Origin of the sequence: Amnibacterium sp. (assembly GCF_051956055.1) — a bacterium.
In the GTDB taxonomy this organism is placed as follows: domain Bacteria; phylum Actinomycetota; class Actinomycetes; order Actinomycetales; family Microbacteriaceae; genus Amnibacterium.
The window spans coordinates 1-14746 of record NZ_JBQCGC010000028.1; the positions used below are offsets into that span (position 1 = coordinate 1).

General features: G+C 74.1%; 17 protein-coding genes. 8 read left to right on the forward strand and 9 right to left on the reverse strand.

Going from position 1 to position 14746, the window contains the following annotated elements:
• The 3 genes from ACTHLI_RS04145 to ACTHLI_RS04155 form a co-directional block, all read right to left on the reverse strand.
• Positions 1-185, reverse strand: a 185-nt coding sequence (locus ACTHLI_RS04145) for a hypothetical protein (RefSeq protein WP_440181699.1), incomplete at its 3' end; no start/stop codon positions are given.
• A complete protein-coding gene (locus tag ACTHLI_RS04150) occupies positions 182-856 on the reverse strand; it encodes a response regulator transcription factor (protein WP_440181701.1) in 675 nt (224 codons plus the stop codon). The genes ACTHLI_RS04145 and ACTHLI_RS04150, both read right to left, overlap by 4 nt.
• A 227-nt stretch (positions 857-1083) precedes the next feature.
• Complete coding sequence (locus ACTHLI_RS04155) at positions 1084-1323, reverse strand: hypothetical protein (protein WP_440181702.1); 240 nt, start codon at positions 1321-1323, stop codon at positions 1084-1086.
• A 57-nt stretch (positions 1324-1380) separates the two neighbouring features.
• Here ACTHLI_RS04155 and ACTHLI_RS04160 point away from each other — a divergent pair, with 57 nt between their 5' ends.
• The 4 genes from ACTHLI_RS04160 to ACTHLI_RS04175 are packed head-to-tail and all read left to right on the forward strand — an operon-like array spanning position 1381 to position 4259.
• The gene (locus ACTHLI_RS04160) at positions 1381-2286 is read left to right on the forward strand and encodes an FAD:protein FMN transferase (protein ID WP_440181704.1); all 906 of its coding nucleotides are present in this window, start codon (positions 1381-1383) and stop codon (positions 2284-2286) included.
• 1 nt (position 2287) lies between these two features.
• Positions 2288-2845: a ferric reductase-like transmembrane domain-containing protein gene (locus tag ACTHLI_RS04165; protein WP_440181705.1), complete on the forward strand. Its 558-nt coding sequence runs from the start codon at positions 2288-2290 to the stop codon at positions 2843-2845.
• Positions 2842-4035: an NADH-ubiquinone oxidoreductase-F iron-sulfur binding region domain-containing protein gene (locus ACTHLI_RS04170; RefSeq protein WP_440181707.1), complete on the forward strand. Its 1194-nt coding sequence runs from the start codon at positions 2842-2844 to the stop codon at positions 4033-4035. Before ACTHLI_RS04165 ends, ACTHLI_RS04170 begins: the two co-directional genes overlap by 4 nt.
• Positions 4032-4259, forward strand: a complete 228-nt coding sequence (locus ACTHLI_RS04175; protein WP_440181708.1) for a ferredoxin — start codon at positions 4032-4034, stop codon at positions 4257-4259. The genes ACTHLI_RS04170 and ACTHLI_RS04175 overlap by 4 nt, the downstream gene beginning before the upstream one ends.
• A gap of 66 nt (positions 4260-4325) precedes the next feature.
• Here the strand turns inward: ACTHLI_RS04175 and ACTHLI_RS04180 are convergent, their stop codons facing one another.
• The gene (locus ACTHLI_RS04180; protein WP_440181710.1) at positions 4326-4931 is read right to left on the reverse strand and encodes a lytic transglycosylase domain-containing protein; all 606 of its coding nucleotides are present in this window, start codon (positions 4929-4931) and stop codon (positions 4326-4328) included.
• A gap of 191 nt (positions 4932-5122) precedes the next feature.
• On the opposite strand from ACTHLI_RS04180, the gene ACTHLI_RS04185 reads away from it, so the two are divergent.
• A complete protein-coding gene (locus tag ACTHLI_RS04185; protein ID WP_440181711.1) occupies positions 5123-6373 on the forward strand; it encodes an alpha-amylase family glycosyl hydrolase in 1251 nt (416 codons plus the stop codon).
• 108 nt (positions 6374-6481) lie between these two features.
• Here the strand turns inward: ACTHLI_RS04185 and ACTHLI_RS04190 are convergent, their stop codons facing one another.
• Entirely contained in the window at positions 6482-6652 is a 171-nt protein-coding gene (locus tag ACTHLI_RS04190) for a CsbD family protein (RefSeq protein ID WP_440181712.1), read from the reverse strand.
• A 159-nt stretch (positions 6653-6811) separates the two neighbouring features.
• Here ACTHLI_RS04190 and ACTHLI_RS04195 point away from each other — a divergent pair, with 159 nt between their 5' ends.
• The 3 genes from ACTHLI_RS04195 to ACTHLI_RS04205 all read left to right on the forward strand — a co-directional run bounded on the left by ACTHLI_RS04195 (position 6812) and on the right by ACTHLI_RS04205 (position 9651).
• Positions 6812-7432: a PadR family transcriptional regulator gene (locus tag ACTHLI_RS04195; RefSeq protein ID WP_440181713.1), complete on the forward strand. Its 621-nt coding sequence runs from the start codon at positions 6812-6814 to the stop codon at positions 7430-7432.
• 97 nt (positions 7433-7529) lie between these two features.
• Complete coding sequence (locus ACTHLI_RS04200) at positions 7530-8801, forward strand: M18 family aminopeptidase (protein WP_440181715.1); 1272 nt, start codon at positions 7530-7532, stop codon at positions 8799-8801.
• A 43-nt stretch (positions 8802-8844) separates the two neighbouring features.
• Positions 8845-9651 (forward strand): aldo/keto reductase, encoded by an 807-nt coding sequence (locus ACTHLI_RS04205; RefSeq protein ID WP_440181716.1) that lies wholly within the window; start codon positions 8845-8847, stop codon positions 9649-9651.
• A gap of 34 nt (positions 9652-9685) precedes the next feature.
• Here ACTHLI_RS04205 and ACTHLI_RS04210 read toward each other — a convergent pair whose 3' ends face one another.
• From ACTHLI_RS04210 to ACTHLI_RS04225, 4 genes are read right to left on the reverse strand one after another with little or no spacing between them, the layout of a single operon-like run.
• Complete coding sequence (locus ACTHLI_RS04210) at positions 9686-10228, reverse strand: GNAT family N-acetyltransferase (RefSeq protein ID WP_440181717.1); 543 nt, start codon at positions 10226-10228, stop codon at positions 9686-9688.
• Positions 10225-12069: a DNA helicase RecQ gene (gene recQ, locus ACTHLI_RS04215; protein ID WP_440181718.1), complete on the reverse strand. Its 1845-nt coding sequence runs from the start codon at positions 12067-12069 to the stop codon at positions 10225-10227. Before recQ ends, ACTHLI_RS04210 begins: the two co-directional genes overlap by 4 nt.
• 53 nt (positions 12070-12122) lie before the next feature.
• Positions 12123-12746, reverse strand: a complete 624-nt coding sequence (locus ACTHLI_RS04220) for a DUF1684 domain-containing protein (RefSeq protein WP_440181719.1) — start codon at positions 12744-12746, stop codon at positions 12123-12125.
• Between the two features lie 7 nt (positions 12747-12753).
• Positions 12754-14640: a DEAD/DEAH box helicase gene (locus ACTHLI_RS04225; protein WP_440181720.1), complete on the reverse strand. Its 1887-nt coding sequence runs from the start codon at positions 14638-14640 to the stop codon at positions 12754-12756.
• Between the last annotated feature and the right edge of the window lie 106 nt (positions 14641-14746).

The window sequence follows — 14746 nt, forward strand, 5'->3', positions numbered from 1 at the left end:
CCGTCCGGCTGCGCCTCCTGGTCTGTGACGTAGGGGGCTTTGGCGCCCGTGCCGAGCCGGCGGTCGGCGCGCGCCCGCGCCGCGGCGATCTCCATGCGCGCCACGCGCAGCGCCGCCATGAGGACCAGCCCGGCGATGAGCGCGCCGCCGAGCACGAGACGGGCCCGGAGCCCGAACCCCGTCACGGGGCCTCCGTGAGGCGGTACCCGACGCCCCGGATCGTCTCCACCACGACGCGCTCGGTCGCGGCCGTCAGCTTGCGTCGCACGTACCGGATGTACTGGTCGACGATCGTCGGATCGATGAAGGTCGTCCCCCACACATCCTCGAGGAGCACCTCCCGGGTCACCGTCTCGCCTGCGCGTTCGAGCAGGGCGCGGAGCACCGCGAACTCCCGCTTGCTCAGCGCCAGGGTCCGGCCGTCGACCGTCATCTCCGACCGGGCGAGGTCGAGCCGCAGGGGCCCGAGCGCCAGGTCGGCGGCGCCGATCGCGGCCGGCCTGCGCAGCAGCGCGCGGACCCGAGCGGCGAACTCGGCGAACGCGAACGGCTTCACGAGGTAGTCGTCCGCGCCCGTGTCGAGGCCCTTCACCCGGTCGTCGACGGCGTCGCGGGCCGTGAGCAGGAGGATCGGGACGCTCATCCCCCTGGCGCGGAGGAACCGGCAGATCTCGAACCCGTCGACGTCCGGCAGCATCACGTCGGTGGCGACGAGGTCGAACGGCGCGTTCGTCGCGGCGACGATCCCGGCCGCTCCGGTGCTCGCGACCTGGACCTCGTGGCCGTCGGCCCGGAGCCCCTCCTCGAGGAGGCGGGCCATCATCGGATCGTCCTCGATCACGAGCACGCGCGACATGCGTCCCTTCCCGCGCCGCGCGGACGGCGGCGAAGCATCCTGCGGGACATGATCCAAGAATCCTCGAAAGGTCGCCCTCCCCGCTGAGTCCGCTCACGAACGTGTGAGGTCTCTCACCACGGCGTCGGAAGGCATAGCCGATGTTCCGGTGCCGTCAAGCCCCCGGGCGCCTCTCCCCCGGCACAGTGGTGCCGAGGAGGTCACATGAACACTCGAGAACACGGCCGTCAGACCGTCGCATCGTTCACCAGCGCCGTCGCGCTGTCCGGCGTCGTCGTGCTCGGCGGCCTCGGCATCGCCGCGTACACGGGCATCCAGTCGGCCAAGGCCGCGACGCCGTCCTCGCCGGCTGCGCACCGCACCTCGTCACCGTCCGCCTCGACGACCCCCCGGTCGACGCCGTCCAGCGCGGCCGCGTCGGCGCCCGCGACGCAGCCCTCGTCGTCCTCGTCCTCGTCCTCGAGCACCGGCTCCGGCGTGAGCGCCGGCTCCGGGCAGAGCAGCTCGTCGTCGGGAGGATCGTGATGTTCGGCGAGCGCGCATGGCGCATCTGGAGCTGCGACGCCCACCTGCTCGTCACGGACCCGTCGCGAGTCGATGAGGCCTCGGCGATCGCCGACGCCTGGCTGACGGCGGTCGGCGACGCGTGCGACCGCTTCCGTCCCGACTCCGAGCTGCGGCGCCTCCCGTCCGGCCGGCCCGTCAGCATCTCCCCGACGCTCGCGCACCTCGTCGACACCGCCCTCCAGGCGGCGGCCGAGACCGACGGTCTCTGCGATCCGACCCTCGGCCGCGTGCTCGACGCGGCGGGCTACGACCGCGACATCCGGCTGATCCTCGACGAGGACCGTCCCGTCCGTGTGGTGATGCGGCCTCCGCTGACCTGGCAGGCGGTGCAGCTCGACGGGGACCGGCTCACGGTGCCGGAGGGGCTGGAGCTCGACCTGGGCGCGACCGCGAAGGCCGCCGCGGCCGACCTCATCGCCCGCGACATCGCGGCCGAGCTGGGCTGCGGGGTGCTCATGAACCTCGGTGGCGACCTCGCCACCGCCGGACCGGCGCCGGACGGCGGCTGGCAGGTGACCGTGCGCGATGCCCCCGGGGAGCCCGAGACGCAGGTCGCCGTGCAGGCCGGGTACGCCCTCGCCACCTCGAGCACGCTGAAGCGCACCTGGCGGCGGGGCGACGAGCAGGTGCACCACATCACCGACCCGCGACTCGGCCGCCCCGCGGCAGCCGTGTGGCGCACGGTCTCCGTGGTCGCGCCGACGGCGGCCCGCGCGAACGCGGCGACGACCGCGGCGGTCGTGGCCGGCGAGTCGGCGGTCGACGGGTTGCTCGCGAGCGGACTGCCGGCCCGACTCGTGGCCGCGGACCGCGGCGTGGTCCTCCTGAACGGCTGGCCGGCCGAGACGATGGCGGTGGCGTGAGATGAGCGAAGCGTTCTGGGCCCTCGGGCGCGGGAGCGGCGTGGTCCTCCTGGCCCTCATGACGCTGTCGATGCTGCTCGGCATCGTGACGAGGTCGGGCCGGCCCCTGGCATCCCTGCCCCGGTTCGGGGTGCTGCTGTCGCATCGCAACATCGCGCTGCTGTCGGTCGTCTTTCTCGGCGTGCACGTCGGGTCCCTGCTGCTCGACCCGTACGCGCAGCTGCGGTTCGTCGACCTGATCGTGCCCTTCATCGCGAAGGTGAACCCGATCGCGGTGGGTCTCGGGACGCTCTCCCTCGACCTGACCCTCGCGCTCGTGATCACCGCGCTGCTGCGCCGCTGGATCGGTCGCCGCGCGTTCCGCGCGGTGCACTGGGCCTCGTACGCCATGTGGCCGTTCGCGGTGCTGCACGGCATCACCAACGGCAGCGACGGCCGCAGCCTCCCCTTCCTCGGTTTCACTGCGGTCGCGGTGGTCACCGTCGCCGCAGCGACGATCTGGCGTGCCACGACCGGATTCGTCGAGTACCGCCACGCCCGAACGGAGCCCGTCCGATGACCTCCACCCCCGTCGCGGAGCGACCCGCCTCGACCCTCGGCTTCCCCCGCCTGCTGGTGGACGTCGGCCACTCCTACCAGGCGCACGTCGCCGCGCTCGGCCCCCTGCGGGCGCCGAGCCACCTCGTCGACGAGCTCGCGCGGAGCGGCCTGACCGGACGCGGCGGCGCCGCGTTCCCGACGGCGACGAAGTTCCGTGCCATGGCCCCTCGCGGGATCGTCGTCGGCAACGGCTCCGAGGGCGAGCCGCTCAGCGTCAAGGACGAGCTCCTCCTGAACCAGCGACCGCACCTCGTGCTCGACGGGCTCATCGCGAGCGCGCACGCCGTCCGGGCCCGCGAGGCGCACCTGGTCGTCGGCCCCTCCAGCGAGGACAGCGTGCGCCGGGCGATCAGCGAGCGGCGCGACGCGGAGAGCGTCCGGGTGACCGTCACCGAGGACCGGTTCGTCAGCGGGGAGGCGTCGGCGGTCGTGAACCTGCTGACCTCCGGGAACGCGCTCCCCGTCGACCACGCGGTACGGCTCACCACGAAGGGGCTCCGCGGGCGTCCGACGCTCGTGCAGAACGTGGAGACCCTGGCCCACGTCGCCCTCATCGCGCGCTACGGCGCCGACCGCTTCCGGTCCATCGGCACGGAGACCGACCCGGGCACCCGGCTGTTCTCCATCGCCGGCGACGTCGAGCGGTCGGGGGTGACGGAGGGTCCCGGCGGGGCGACGCTGCGCTCGGTGCTCGCCGCGGCCAGGCCCGGGCCGATCGCCGGGGTGCTCGTCGGCGGCTACCACGGCACCTGGGTCGGGCCGGACGCGCTCGACCGCCCCGTGGGCTCGGGCGGCGGCCGCGGCTCGATCCCCGCCGGCGCGGGCATCCTGCTGGTCGTCGGCCAGCACGACTGCGGCCTGCGCGTGACCTCGGAGATCGCCGGCTACCTCGCCGCCGAGACCGCGGGGCAGTGCGGCCCGTGCGTCAATGGCCTGCCGGCGCTCGCTGAGATGACGAGCATGCTCGCTCGCCGCGACCGCGACCCGCGCATCCCGCAGGAGATCCAGAAGCTGATCCGGCTCGTGGACGGCCGCGGCGCCTGCCACCACCCGGACGGCACCGCTCGGATGATCGCGTCCGCGATGCAGGCCTTCGCGGCCGACGTCGGCGCCCACCTGCGCGGCACGTGCACGGCGGGCCGGCGATGAGCGCCCGCACCGCGGCGCCGACGCTGCACATCGACTGGACCAAGTGCCGTGGGCGCGGGGTCTGCACCGAGCTGCTCGCCGGTCTCGGCCGGGACCCGTGGGGGTACCCGCTCGTGCGCGGCGGCGGGTCCGATCTGCCGCTGCGCGGGGACGAGATGACGGCGGCCCGCGAGGCGGTCGACCTGTGCCCGCTCCTCGCGCTGAGCATCCGCACCCGCTCGTGATGCGGCGGCCCGTCCCGGGCCGAGCTCAGCTCCCCGGCACGAGGTGACCGCTCGAGCGCGGGCGGTTCAGTAGGAGCCGACCGCGTTCGAGTGCGCCCACGCGCCGCACGGGCTGCCGTACCGCGCGGCGATGTACCCGATCCCCCACCGGATCTGGACCCTGTAGTCGTCCTGCCAACCGCTGCCCATCTTGCTGCCGGGCAGCGCCTGGGGGATGCCGTAGGCGCCGCTGGGGTTCGCGGCGTGCGCGTTCCAGCCGGACTCGCGGTTCCACAGGCTCACGAGGCAGCCGAACTCGCTCGCCGCCCAGCCGCGGGACGCGACGAGCCCCGCGGCGTACGCCTGCGCGACCGATGCCGGCGCGACCGGTCCGCTCGGAGCGGCCGAGCCTCCCGAGTCCACGACCTCCGTGGTGTACCCGTCCCGGTGGATGGAGACGAGGGCGTAGCCGCCCGCGATCGCGAACCGCTGCACCGCCTGATGACCCGCGAGGACGGGCTGGCGGTAGTACGGGGCGGCGGTCGCGCCCGCGTACGGGTCGGTCACGCTCACGAGCGCGATGCCGACGCACACGAGCGCCGCCAGCACGCTGAGCACCCGCCGACGCACGCGCAGGGGTGACGGGGCGCGCAGGTCGCGCGAGGCGGGTGCGGCGCGATGCGTGGTGCGCACGAAGCCCCTCCCCCGACGGTGTCCCGGGTGCGGGCGCACGCGGGCGAGGCCGACGGTACCGGGCTCCCATCGCGCTGCTCCGACGACATGCCCGCCGCCGCGGACGAGGTGCTGGCCGCCGTCGCTCCGGCCCCTCGGCGGGTCCGCCCGGGCGCCTGCGCCTAGGCTCGCGCTCCGGCGGGAGGGATGCCATGCGGTTCGAAGACGTCATCCTCTGGCACGTGTACCCGCTGGGGTTCACGGGCGCGGAGCGGGACCGGCCCGAGGGATCCCCGGTGCACCATCGCCTGCCGCAGCTGACGGCGTGGCTGGACCATGTGATCGGACTCGGCGCGAACGGCCTGCAGCTGGGGCCGGTGTTCGACTCCGAGACCCACGGCTACGACACGCGGGACCATCTCCGGATCGACCCCCGCCTCGGCGACGAGGCGGATCTCCGCGCGCTCGTCGCGGCCGCGCACGGCCGCGGGATCCGTGTCGTGCTCGACGGCGTCTTCAACCACGTCGGACGGTCGTTCCCGATGTTCCGGCGAGCCGAGGAGGGGGACCCGGAGGCGGAGCGCTGGTTCGTCCGGTCGGGGGCCGGCTGGGCCGACTTCGAGGGGCACAGCGCGCTCGTCGCCCTGAACCACGACGAACCCGCGGTGCTCGAGCACGTCGTGCGCGTGATGCGGTACTGGCTCGACGCCGGGATCGACGGGTGGCGGCTCGACGCGGCCTACGCGGTCCCGACGGGGTTCTGGCGCCGGGTCGCCGACGCCGTCCATGCGAGCCATCCGGACGCCTGGCTGCTCGGCGAGGTCATCCACGGCGACTACCCGGCGTTCGTGCGCGACTCCGGCCTCGACAGCGTGACCCAGTACGAGCTGTGGAAGGCGATCTGGAGCGCCCTGAACGAGCGGAACCTGTGGGAGCTCGCGTGGTCGCTCGGGCGTCACCGGGACATGGTCGAGTCGTTCCTGCCGGCGACGTTCGTGGGCAACCACGACACGACGCGCATCGCGAGCCGGCTCGAGGACGAGCGCCATCTCGCCCACGCGCTCACCGTCCTGTTCACGGTCGGCGGCACCCCGGTGGTCTACGCGGGGGACGAGGAGGGGTTCCGCGGCGTCAAGGAGGACCGCGCGGGCGGCGACGACGCGGTGCGCCCGCGGTTCCCCGACGACCCGGGCGGGCTGCCGAGCTCCGGCGAGGCCGTGCGCCGACTCCACCAGCGGCTCATCGCGCTGCGGCGCAGGAAGCGGTGGCTGGCGCACGGGCGCTACGAGCAGCTCCACGTCGAGAACGACGTGCTCGTCTACCGGATGACGGGGGACGACGACGCCGTCTCGGTGGTGCTGAACGTGGGCGACGTGGCCGCGGACTTCATCCCCGAACCCGGCGAGCGCCTGCTCGAGGGCGGCGTGGGCCCGCACCAGGCCGCGATCTTCGGCCGGGAGTGACACCGGCCGGCCCCGCGGATCCGCAGTTCCTCCTCGGCACGCCGCCGCGGAGCGCGGCTGATCGGCGTGTCGCGGCGTCCATGCGGATCCGCGGGTTCGGCGGGAGGATCAGCGGAAGACGTCCTTGACGTCCTCGCCGACCTTCTTCACCTTGGCCGAGGTCTGGTCGCCCCGACCCTCCGCCTCGAGCCGCTCGTCGCCCGTCGCCTTGCCGGCGGCCTCCTTGGCCTTGCCGCCGAGCTGCTCGGCGGCGTTCGAGGCCTTGTCGTCGATCGCCATGACCGTCTCCTTCCGTCGGAACCTCCACCGTGCCCGGCCCGCCTGCGAGGCGTCCGGGCGGACCCCGGGACGGAACCGGGAATGCACGCTTGCGTCTCGCTGTTCACCGATATATCGTGACGCATCACGACAACCGGATCTGAAGAAGGAGCACCACTCATGGAGCACATGCACGACCACCACGACCACCACCCGCAGCACGGCGCCTTCCGCGGCCGCTTCGACGGACCCTTCGGCCACCGCGGCCCCCGCGGCGGCTTCGGCGGCCCGTGGGACGGCCCGGCCGAGGCCCTCCGCGCGTTCAAGGGCTTCGGCCCCGGCCCGGGCTTCGGCCCGCACGGACCCCGCGCCCGCCGCGGCGACGTCCGCAGCGCGATCCTCGGCCTGCTGTCCGACGGCCCGTCGAACGGCTACGGCCTGATCAAGGCGATCGGCGAGAAGACGGAGGGCGCGTGGACGCCGAGCCCCGGCTCGGTCTACCCGACCCTCGCGCAGCTCGTCGACGAGGGCCTGATCAGCCAGGAGGGCGGCCCCCGCGGGGCGTACGACCTCACGGACGCCGGGCGCACCTACGTCGAGGCGCACCGGGAGGAGATCGACGCCGCGTTCCGCAGCGCCGGCGACCGGTTCGCCGGCGGCGACGCGCTGATGACCGCGTTCGGCAAGCTCGCCGGCGCGGCCATGCAGTTCCGGGGCGGCGTGACCGCCGAGCAGCGCGCCCGCGCGACCGAGAAGGTCGACGAGCTGCGCCGGGAGCTGTACCGCATCCTCGGCGAGTGACCCTCGCCCAGTGCATTTCGAAGGGGTTCCTGCGCGGCTCGGCCGGGCAGGAACCCCTTCGAATCGCACGGTCGGCTCGATCGCGTTGAATGAGCGGGTGGACCGCTCCTCGCACATCGACGACCTCGCGGACTTCGTCACCGCCTCCCCCAGCTCCTACCACGCCGCGGCGGAGGTGGTCCGACGGCTGGTCGGCGCCGGGTTCACCCTGCTCGAGGAGACGGACGACTGGGCCGAAACCGTCGTGCCGGGCGCACGCGTCGTGCTGCAGCGGGACGGCGCCGTCGTCGCGCTCGCGATCCCGGAGGACGCCACCGCGACCACGCCGTACCGGGTGCTCGGAGCGCACACCGACTCGCCCGGGCTCAAGCTGAAGCCGAAGCCGACCTTCGGCTCCGGCGGCTTCGTCCAGGCCGGCGTCGAGGTGTACGGCGGTCCGATCCTCGCCTCCTGGTTCGACCGTGAGCTCGAGCTCGCCGGCCGGGTCGTCGACGCGGCCGGGACCGTCCACCTCGTCCGGACCGGCCCGTGGGCCCGCGTGCCCCACCTGGCGATCCATCTCGACCGCGAGCTCAACAACGGCTTCTCCCCCGACCGCCAGCGCGACCTGCAGCCGGTGCTCGGCGCCGGTGCGGACGGTGACGTGGTGGGGGCGATCGCCGAGCTCGCCGGCGTCCGGGCCGACGACGTCGCGGGCTACGACCTGATCACCTGCGACACGCAGCCCCCGCGGCGGTTCGGCGTCGCGGGCGACCTGTTCGCCTCCCCCCGCCTCGACAACCTCAGCTCGGTGCACGCCGGGCTCCGAGCCATGGAGGCCGTCCGCCCGGGCGGCGCGATCGCGGTGCTCGCCGCGTTCGACCACGAGGAGGTCGGCTCCGAGACCCGCTCCGGCGCCGCGGGACCCCTGCTCACGGACGTGCTCGAACGGGTGACCGCCGCGCTCGGCGGCGGGCGCCAGGACCTCGCCCGCGCGATCGCCGCCTCCTGGTGCTGCTCGGCCGACGCCGGGCACGCTGTGCACCCCAACCGCCCCGAGAAGCACGACCCCGCCAATCGGCCGGTCGCCGGAGGGGGCCCGCTGCTGAAGATCAACGCCGTGCAGCGGTACACCACCGACGCGGCGGGCGCCGCGCTGTGGGGGCGGGTCTGCGCCGCCGCCGACGTGCCCTGGCAGGAGTTCGTCTCGAACAACGACGTGCCCTGCGGTTCCACGATCGGCCCGATCACCGCCACGCGGCTCGGCATCCGCACCTTCGACGTGGGCACCCCGCTGCTGTCGATGCACTCCGCGCGCGAGCTGGCGCACGTGGACGACCCCGGCCGCCTCGCCGCTGCCGCCGAGGTGTTCCTCGCCGCCGCGGAGTGAGCGCTCAGGTGGGACGCGTCGCCGGCCCGTAGCGTTCGGGCTCATGTCCGTCCTCACCGACACCTTTACCATCGCCGGCGACGTCGCCATCCCGAAGATCGGGTTCGGCACGTGGCAGATCCCGGACGGCTCGGACGCGTACGACGCCGTCCGGGCCGCGCTCGACGCCGGCTACCGGCACATCGACACGGCGCTCGCCTACGGCAACGAGGCGAGCGTCGGGCGCGCCGTCCGCGACAGCGGCATCGACCGGGACGAGCTGTTCATCACCACGAAGCTGCCGGCGGAGATCAAGGACGCGGAGGGCGCTCGCGCCGCGTTCGACCGGTCGCAGCGCGGGCTGGACCTCGGCGTCGTGGACCTCTACCTCATCCACGCGCCCTGGCCCTGGACCGCGATCGGCTCGGACCACACGGCCGGGAACATCGAGGTCTGGAAGGTGTTCGAGGAGCTCTACGCCGCGGGCAGGACGCGCTCCATCGGCGTCTCCAACTTCTCGGTCGACGACCTCGAGGCGCTCACGGCCGCGACGGACGTCGTACCGCACGCCAACCAGATCCGCTGGTTCGTCGGCAACACCCAGCCCGACGTCACCGCCTGGTGCCAGCAGCACGGCGTGCTCGTCGAGGGGTACTCGCCGCTCGCGACCGGCGAGCTGCTCGACGCCGGCACGCTCGACGACATCGCCGAGCGGGTCGGCCGCACGCCCGCGCAGGTCGCGATCCGCTCCCTGCTCGAGAAGGGGGTGCTGCCCCTCCCGAAGTCCGTGACCCCGAAGCGGATCGCAGAGAACGCGCAGGTCGACTTCACCCTCGACGCCGACACGGTCGCGCGGCTCGACGCCCTGTAGCCGCTCCCCTCTTCACGGATAAGGGCCCGCGCCCTCATCCGTGAAGACGGCGGAGGCGGTAGAGGACATGGCGGCGCACCGGGCTGCCCACGGCCACGGCCGGATGGTCGAAGTCCTCCGCCGGGTCGGTCGTCATGCCCAGTCGCCGCATGACCGCCTGCGATCGGATGTTCGATACGGCCGTGAAGGAGACGATCTCGGGCAGCTCGAGGTCGTCGAACGCCACCGCGAGCGCGGCCCGCGCCGCCTCCGTGGCGTAGCCGTGGCCCCACGCGTCGCGGCGCAGCCGCCAGCCGACCTCGACGGCCGGGAGGAAGGGCGCCTCGAAACCCGGGACGTTCAGCCCGGTGAAGCCGATGAAGCGCCCCGTCGCCAACTCCTCCACCGCCCAGAGCCCCCAGCCGCGGTCCTCGAGCGTCGAGCCGGCCCGGTCGATGAACGCGTCCGACTCCGCGTGCGACAGCCGCGCGGGGAAGTGCTCCATCACCTCGGGGTCCGCGCCCATGGCCGCGAAGGGCTCCCGGTCCTCCTCCCGCCAGTGCCGGAGGAGGAGGCGGGAGGAGCAGAACTCGGTCACCGCGCCAGTATGGCCAGCACGTCCTCGCCGTAGCGCTCGAGCTTCGCCGCCCCGATGCCGCTGATGCCGGCGAGGGCCGTCTCGGTCTGCGGCCGCTCGGTCGCCAGCGCCCGGAGGGTCGCGTCGCCGAAGACGACGTAGGCCGGCACGCTCTGCTCCTTCGCCTGATCGGCCCGCCACTGCCGCAGCTGCTCGAACAGCTCCTGCGCATCGGCATCGAGGTCCGCGGCGACCGGCTTCGCGCGCCGCGGGCCGCCGCCCGTCGACGCCCGCTCGAGGTCGTGCCGGAGCCGGACCGGCTGCTCGCCCTTCAGCACCGCGGGCCCGTGCGGGCCCAGGCCGAGCGTGCCGTAGTCGTCGGCGACCAGGACGACCCCCTGCGCGATGAGCTGCCGGACGACGCTCCGCCACGCGCGCTCCGAGAGGTCGGCGCCGACGCCGAAGACGCTCAGGTCGTCGTGCCGGTTCGACTCGGTGCGCGGGGTGCGCTTGCCGCGGAGGATGTCGATGATGTGGCCGGCGCCGAACTGCTGGTTCCGCTCGCGCTTCAGCCGCACGATCGTCGACAGCAGCTTCTGCGCGGCGACCGAGCCGTCCCAGGTGTCGACGGGGTTCAGGCACGTGTCGCAGTTGCCGCAGTCCTGGTCGGTGGGTTGCCCGAAGTAGGCGAGCAGCTGACGGCGCCGGCAGCCGACGGTCTCGCAGAGCGCGAGCATCGCGTCGAGGTTGGCCGACTGCTTGCGCTTGTGCGCGGCGTCCCCGACGCTCTGGTCGATGAACCGGCGCTGCTGCACGACGTCCTGCAGCCCGTAGGCGAGCCAGGCCGTGGACGGCAGCCCGTCCCGGCCGGCACGACCGGTCTCCTGGTAGTAGCCCTCCACCGACTTCGGCACGTCGATGTGGGCGACGAAGCGGACGTCGGGCTTGTCGATGCCCATGCCGAACGCGATCGTCGCCACGACCACCACGCCGTCCTCGCGGAGGAACCGCGACTGGTTCGCGGCCCGGATCCGCGCGTCGAGACCCGCGTGGTACGGGATGGCGTCGACGCCGTGCTGCGCCAGCCAGGTGGCGGTCTGCTCGACCGAGTTGCGGGAGAGCGCGTAGACGATGCCCGCGTCCCCCCGGTGCTCCTCCCGGATGAGCTTCAGGAGCTGCTGCTTCGGGTCGTCCTTCGGCACGATGCGGTACTGGATGTTCGGCCGGTCGAAGCTCGCGACGACGTGCAGCGCGTTCTCGAGGTGCAGCCGCGCCGTCAGCTCGCGGTGCGTCGCCTCCGTGGCCGTCGCGGTCAGCGCCATCGTCGGCACGCCGGGCCACCGGCCCACCAGGTCCGCGAGCGCGAGGTAGTCGGGCCGGAAGTCGTGCCCCCACTGGGACACGCAGTGCGCCTCGTCGATCGCGAACACCGAGAGCCCCGGGCCGGCGGCCACCCGATCGAGCAGGTTTCGGACCGAGTCGGACGACAGGCGCTCGGGGGCGATGTAGACCAGGTCGACCTCGCCGGCGAGCAGCGCCCGCTCGACCTCCGCGCGCTCCGGGAGCGACTGGGTCGAGTTGAGGAACTCCGCGCGCACGCCCGCGGCGCGCAGCGCGTCGACCTGGTCGTGCATGAGCGCGATCAGCGGCGAGACGACGAGCCCGGTCCCGCGCCGCACGAGCGCGGGCACCTGGTAGCAGAGGGACTTGCCGGCACCCGTGGGCATGAGCACGACCGCGTCCCCGCCGGCGACGACGGCGTCGACCACCTCCGCCTGCCGCCCACGGAACGACTCGTACCCGAAGACCCGGTGCAGCACCTCGAGCGCGGGGCTCGCGGGGGCGCGCAGGACGTCGGTCACGGCCGGGAGGCTAGTCGCTCGCTCGGACACCGCCGCCCCCTCCTCCACACCCGTCAGGGCTCGTCGTGGAAGGTGCGCTCGCCCACCGGCACCTCGACGCGCAGCGTGTTGCCGAGCGGGGCGAGCGGGCACGCCCACTCCGGGTCGTAGGCGCAGGAGGGGTTGTAGGCGAAGTTGAGGTCGAGCACGATCCCGGCGGCCGAGCGGCCGAGGTCGGCGCCCTTCACCGTGTCGATCAGATAGCGGCCCCCGCCGTAGGTGCCGCCCGGTCTGCCGGCGGAGGCGTCCTTCACGGGGATGAACAGGCCGCCGCCGTAGGAGCCGAGCCACCACACGTCGAGCGTGCCGGCGTCACCGAGCCGCACCACACCGACCCGGTCGAACGGGACGACGCCGTCCGTGCCGGTCGGCACGTCCAGGTGCGCGGGCTCCGCCGCCTCGATCCGCGCCTCGAAGCGCCATGCGGGGTCGTAGTCGGGGAATCGCAGGCCGTCGAACGTCGCCCGGTCCTCCGGCAGGAGCGGGGAGGCGGGGTGGGCGCGGAAGAGGCCGTCCCGGCTCGCGCGCCACGCCGACCACGCGGCGGCAGGGTCCCTCGCCTCCTGCACCTCCCGGTACTCGGCGTGGGTGCGGCGTCGCCAGTCGGCGACGTCCAAGGCAGCTGCGAGGTCGACCATCAGGCGATCATCCCCTCCTGGCGCCCGCGAGCGCGGCGACCGGGTCCTCGCCCGCCCGGAGCACCGTGAACTCGGCCTCGATCCCGGCGCGCTCGAGCAGCTCGGTGAAGCGCCTCCTGCGGCGCGCGGTGATGAGGGTCACGACCGTGCCGGAGGCGCCGGCCCTGCCGGTGCGTCCCGAGCGGTGGAGGTAGGTCTTGTAGTCCTCCGCCGAGTCCGCGTGCACGACGAGCTCGACGTCGTCGACATGGATGCCGCGGGCCGCGACGTCGGTCGCGACGAGGGCCGCGACCTTCCCCTCGCTGAAGCGGGCGAGGTTCCGGGTGCGTCTGGCCTGGTTGAGGTCGCCGTGGAGGCTCTCGGCCCGCACGCCCTCCCCGTCGAGCTCGTCCGCGAGCTGCTCCGCGAACGCGCGGGTGCGCGCGAACACGAGCGATCGCCCGACCGAGCCGACGAGCGCGGCCAGCACGGACAGCTTCTCGCCCTGCTCGATCACGAGCACCCGGTGGTCGGCGGTCGTCGACCCCTCCGCCTCCGCGACCTCGTGCACGTCCGGGTCGGGCAGGAACTCGTCGACGAGCTCGGTCACGGCGGCGTCGAGCGTCGCGGAGAAGAGCAGGCGCTGCCCCTCCGCCGGCACCTGCCGCAGGAGGCGCTGGATCGGCTCGAGGAAGCCGAGGTCCGCCATGTGGTCCGCCTCGTCGAGCACGGCGATCTCGATCGCGCCGAGATCGAGGCGCCGCTGCGCCAGCAGGTCCTCGATGCGTCCCGGCGTGCCGATCACGATGTCGACGCCCTTGGCGAGCGCGCCGACCTGCCGCGCCTGCGGCACCCCGCCGACGATCTGCGTCGTGTAGAGCCCGACCGCGCGGGCGATCGGCTGCACGGTGCGATCGATCTGCAGCGCGAGCTCCCGGGTCGGCGCGAGGATCAGCGCACGCGGGGGCCGGCCGGTGCGGCGCCCCGATCCCGTGCGGCCGGCCGCCGCCCAGTTGCGCAGCAGCCGCTCGACCACCGCGGCGCCGAACGCGATCGTCTTGCCCGAACCGGTGCGTCCGCGCCCGAGCACGTTGCGGCCCGCGAGCGCCGCGGGGATCGTCGCGGCCTGGATCGGGAACGGCTCGGTCGCGCCGAGCTCGGCGAGCGCCTTCGTGATCTGCTCCCCGAGGCCGAGGTCGGCGAAGCTGCGCCCTGCGACCTGCTCGGCGGTGACGACCTCGCCCTGCAGCCGGTCGAGCACCACGTCCTCCTGGGGCTCGAACCGGCTCGCCCGATCCTGACCGCCGAAGAAGCGGGATTCGCGCCGCTCGTCGCGCTGCGGGCGCCGCTCGTCCTGGCGCGGGGCGCGACGGTCGTTCCGGTCGAACCGGTCGTTCCGGTCGTTCCGGTCGTTCCGCACGGGACGGCCCGAGGCCCGGTCTACGACGCGGCGCTGCGGGCGCTCGGTGCGGTCGGACGGCCTGCGGTCCGGGCGCGACGGACGGTCGCTCGCCGCGCGGCTCGGCCGGAGCTCGCGCTCGGGTCGAGCGTGGCGGTTCGGCCGTCCCGCGTCGCGGTCGTCCCTGCGCGGCCGCTCATCGCGAGCACCCAAGCGTCCCTGCCCCGCCCGATCGTCCCGACGCGGCCGCTCATCGCGGTCGCCGAAGCGCCGACCTGGGCGCTGGTCGCCTCGCTTGGGGTTCGTGCGCGGGCCCGGGTACCAGTCGACGCCCTTGCCGGTGCGCCGCTCCTCGCCCTGCTCGCCGAAGCGCTCGGCGCGCTTCGCGGCCCGGCCGCCGTCGGCGCTCGCGCCGCGGGGGGACCCGGAGGACCGACCGCGGGCGGCCCGCTCCTCCGGGGTCCAGCGGCGCTTCGCGCCGTCGGGGGTGCGGTTGTCACGAGGGCGTGCGGGCATGCGGATGATCCGTCCGATCAGGGCGCTGCGCGAAGGCGGCGGGCCGGGTGAGCGCGTCGGGTGCGACGCGACATTCGGCCGATGGACACCACGAGCGGTCCGGGCC